1 protein-coding gene and 1 pseudogene are annotated in these 1,053 nt (G+C 37.8%); both read right to left on the bottom strand.

The genetic code is table 11. The annotated features are described in order from the left end of the window. A partial coding sequence (locus C564_RS0131595) for a M23 family metallopeptidase (protein ID WP_018768269.1) occupies positions 1 to 537 on the bottom strand: 537 nt, incomplete at its 3' end. Between the two features lie 141 nt (positions 538 to 678). Then, positions 679 to 863: pseudogene (locus C564_RS38000) on the bottom strand (peptidase M23); the annotation flags it as partial. Positions 864 to 1,053 lie beyond the last annotated feature (190 nt).

Genomic DNA, 1,053 nt, shown 5'->3' with positions numbered 1-1,053 from the left:
TCTTACTAATCCATTAACTGGTTTTGTGAAAAGGTTAACTCCATATCCGACAGGATACTTAGAAACTGCAATGCCTATACCCTCTGGTTGCAGCGGTTTATTTCCGGAAGGATCAGTAGTGTTGCCACCATCCCCTTTTTCCAAGTAGTCTAACGGGTTCACAGCATTGCTCTTTTTATCATTCCAAGATCCTTTATGCAATTCAAAATGTAAGTGCTGACCTTCAGCCTGTCCCGTGCTACCCATAACTCCAATTGTTTGTCCTTGTGTAACATAGTCGCCTTCTTTTACCGTTCGAGAGCCGCTGCGCATATGAGCGTATACAGTCTCCCATGTAACTCCATCAATTGTATGCACAATCATAATACATTCACCATAACTTGATGAGAAATAAGAACGACTAACTTTCCCGCTAGCCGCTGCATAAATCGGATGATAACCCGATTCAGCAAGGTCTACCCCATGATGATCTGATCTGCTACCTCTAAAACCACTTGTTACTCTCGTTGTATCTGTTGGATAAATAAATTTTGCCATATTAATCTTCCTTTCTATTTTTACACAATATAAAAAAGGTACTTAAATGAGCACCTTCGTTTACTGTCTATATTTATTATTTTTTGGATATATTATAGTTTTTCAAATCTTAAGATGAACAGAACGAAAAGCTCTCCGTCGTTACCTTACATCAAAATGTTCTTCTTTTAACCATGTGCTGTTTCCAAAATATCCAAATAACCATCTTGTCGTGCATAAACTCTTTATGGAACAGATCCATCTACATTACCTGTATAATTCCCGTTAGGACCATCATATGTGTTAATACCCTAACCTGCTGGATATTTTGAATAAGCTTTGAACCATTGTTTAACTAATTTTTCTACTTTTTTATCGAATATCGAAGTGTTTCTCTTCTACAAATCGTTTGTTGTCAATTGCGATCCAACCATCTTTGCGAGAGTAAATGTCATACCCAACAGAACCCTTCACTTTATCTATGTAGCTTCCATCTGGAGCACCTGGTGCTGAGTATGTGTTAATACCGTAATCAGG

Source organism: Bacillus sp. 105MF, from assembly GCF_000374885.1.
Taxonomy (GTDB): Bacteria; Bacillota; Bacilli; order Bacillales; family Bacillaceae_G; genus Bacillus_A; species Bacillus_A pseudomycoides.
This window is presented reverse-complemented; position numbering and strand designations above follow the sequence as displayed.